General features: G+C 63.7%; 3 protein-coding genes. All 3 read left to right on the forward strand.

Translation table 11 applies throughout. The features are described 5' to 3' along the window. The coding region (locus QOL62_RS19415; protein WP_283407282.1) for a replication initiation protein at window positions 1-927 on the forward strand (927 nt) is incomplete at its 5' end. Between the two features lie 195 nt (window positions 928-1,122). Then, window positions 1,123-2,325 carry an AAA family ATPase gene (locus QOL62_RS19420; RefSeq protein WP_007688084.1) on the forward strand — a complete coding sequence of 401 codons (1,203 nt, stop codon included), beginning with the start codon at window positions 1,123-1,125 and terminating at the stop codon, window positions 2,323-2,325. Window positions 2,326-2,372: 47 nt separating this feature from the next. Further along, on the forward strand, window positions 2,373-3,166 hold a 794-nt coding region (locus QOL62_RS19425; RefSeq protein WP_283407283.1), incomplete at its 3' end, for a ParB/RepB/Spo0J family partition protein.

The following is a 3,166-nucleotide window of genomic DNA, read 5'->3' on the forward strand; positions in this document are numbered from 1 at the left end:
CGCCCGCACAAGATGCGAAAGGCGGACATTCGCCGCGGCCACAAGGGCAATGAGCGCATCTCGGATATGCTTGAGGAATTGCACCGCACGCTTTTCGCGGTCGACGACAAGTCCTGGCGCGGCAAGAAGGCGACGCTGCGCTTTTCGCTTATCTCGTCGTCGCGCGAAGAAGCGGAAGACGAAGAGGGCGCGGACGCTGGGTGGATCGAGTGGGAGTTCACGCCCGAAGCCCGAAAGCTGATCCAGGAATCGGAGACCTATGCGGTCCTGAACCGCCAGGCGGTGCTCGGCTTCCGATCAACCTATGCGCTCAAGCTGTACGAGATCGGGGCGCTGAGGCTGCATAGGCGCCAGTCGCTCTGGAAGGGCGACATGACGGCGCTGCGTGCGCTGCTCGGCATCGCGCCGGACGTCTACAAGGATTTCGCGCAGCTGCGCCGCAAAGTTCTCGAAAAGGCGAAGGCCGAAATCGACCAGCTCGCCCATTTTCGCGTGGAGTGGCGGGAGATCCGCCAGGGCAGAACTGTCACCGAAATCGAATTCCGCTTTGAGCCCAAGGATGCTCCGGCCCAAATCGCGACCGTGGATGAGATCGGTCGGCACTCTGCGGGCAGAAAGGCGCGGCGCGAGGACGAGGTGGAGACCGTTGCCGTCGAGGCTGTCACACAGGCGGCGGTGGCGGCCTTGGTGTCAAAGGATAAGGCTGGGGCAGGGGAGGTCACCTTCCCGAACGGCACGATCCGCTTTGGCTCGGACACGCTCGCGGCCATCGGCCGTTCGGCTGGCGGCGGTTGGGACATCGATCTCATTGCCGATGCCTATCGCGCGCAGATGGGCGAAAGGCTGGCGAAGCTCAAGGGCGCCAAGCTGATCGCATCCTGGACCGGCTTCTGCGAGAGTTTCCTGGCACGACGCGGGCGCCCCTGAGCCGAAATTGCACCGGTGCAATTTCGGGGTGAACTGCCCCCAAGGGGTCAGGTTGCGAGGGGGCGCAAAAGGTCTGCGGCGCAGATTGGGCAAGTTTCGCCCTTCGGGCTGGGCCGACTTGCGAAAATCAGCCTTCGATTGACCTAAAAGTGCAAATTGAGCTATGCCCCCTCTAGTTTCGCAAGGGGGCCTCTCTTGGCTGCATCACTCGACATTGAGGGCACGCAGGACCTGCTGTCCGTCTCGACGCTCGCACAACGGACCAGCTCTGTCCTCGAGCGGCTCCGCGACTCCGCGCGGAGTGCCCGGGCGGACGAGCGGCGCGAGCCGACGTTCCCGATTGGCAAGGCCGCGGAACTGGTCGGCCGAACCGCGGCGGCCATTCGCGAGGCCGAGAAGGACGGCCGCTTGCCGCCGCCTCCGCGAACCGAGAATAATCGGCGTGTCGGCTATACCCTGGCGCAGCTCAACGACATGCGCGGACTGTTCGGCACCCGGCCCTGGCGGGCCGCAACCGATCCCTGCTGCGTTATCGCGGTGCAGAACTTCAAGGGCGGGGTGGGGAAATCGACTCTTTCGGTGCACCTGGCCCAATATCTCGCGATCAAGGGCTACCGGGTGGCTCTCATCGATTGCGACAGCCAAGCGTCGGCAACCACGCTATTCGGCTATGTGCCCGACCTCGACCTGACCGAGGAGGACACGCTCTATCCATTCCTGCGGCACGACGACATGGAGTCGCTCGACTATGCCCTGCGCAAGACCCACTTCGACGGCCTCGAGCTTGTTCCGGCCAATCTGCGGCTGTTCCAGTCGGAATATGAAATCGCAGCGCGCATGGCGCGGGGGCAGGGGAACCTGATCGACCGCATGGCGCAAGGCATCGCGAGCATTGCCGATCGGTTCGATGTGGTGGTTCTCGATCCGCCTCCGGCGCTCGGCGCGATCTCGCTTTCGGTGCTGCGCGCGGCCAATGCGCTGGTGGTGCCGGTTCCGCCGACGGTGATGGACTTCTCGTCGACGGCGGCCTTCCTCGCCATGCTCGATGAGACCATAGAGACGCTGGCCGATCGCGGCTTGGCGCCGTCGCTGCAGTTCCTGCGCTTTGTGGCGTCCAAGGTCGATGAGAATAAGTCGATGCAGAAGGAACTGCTGAACCTGATGCGGACCCTTTTCGGTCACGCGATCGTCCGTACGCCGCTCAAGGATTCGGCCGAAATCGACAATGCAACGGCGCGGCTGATGACCGTCTACGAGCTGGACGGCCCGGTCACCAGTTCGACGGTGCGCAACCGCTGCCTTGCCTATCTTGATGGCGTGAACAGTGAAATTGAGGTCGACATTCGGTCGATGTGGCCGAGCCATTTGACGCGGCTTCGCAAGGAGGGACTCGCCTGATGCGAGCAAAATTGCACCGGTGCAATTCCGGGTAGAAGGGGTGGATGATGAGCAAGAAGAACGCCAACTTCGCGGCTGATCTGGTCGCCGGAATCGACCCGGGGGCGCAAGCCCCAGCGGCGCGGCGCCCTGGCATCGGTGCGAGCGTGCTGGCGGGCCGGGAAAGCCGGCTTGCCGAATTGGCGACGGGCAGCGTCGTCTCGCGCACCCATGAGCTTGTCGATCCCGCGCGCTGCCGAATGTGGGCGGGGCATAACCGCGAATATGCGCTCCTCAATGAGGAGCGGTGCGCCGACCTCATCGAGAGCATCAAGGCGCAGGGCAAGCAAGAAATGCCCGCCATCGTTCGCCGCGTGAAGGACGATCCTGCCTTCGATTTCGAGGTGATTTGCGGCGCGCGCCGGCATTGGACGATCAGTTGGCTGCGCGCCCACAACTATCCGGATTTCCGCTTTCTCGTCGATATCCGTAGCCTTACCGACGAGGAGGCCTTCCGTCTCGCTGACCTCGAGAATCGGGCGCGCGACGATCTCACCGATCTGGAGCGCGCGCGCGACTATCTGCGCGCGCTCGACGCCTATTATGAGGGGCGCCAGAAGGTGATGGCCGAGCGGATCAATGTCACGGAAAGCTGGCTCAGCCGCTATCTCGACCTTGCCCGGCTGCCGGCGGAACTGATGGCGGCCTTCGCCCTTCCGCAGGATCTCAGGATCAAGCATGTCACCGCGATCAAGCCTCTCTTGAAACCGGAGGATCGGCGGCAGCGTGTGTTCGCCGAGGCGGGACGTCTCGCTCAGGTGCAGTCCGATCGCGCAGCACCGATGCCGGTCCCCGATATCAT

It is taken from the genome of Novosphingobium panipatense, assembly GCF_900182875.1.
In the GTDB taxonomy this organism is placed as follows: domain Bacteria; phylum Pseudomonadota; class Alphaproteobacteria; order Sphingomonadales; family Sphingomonadaceae; genus Novosphingobium; species Novosphingobium panipatense.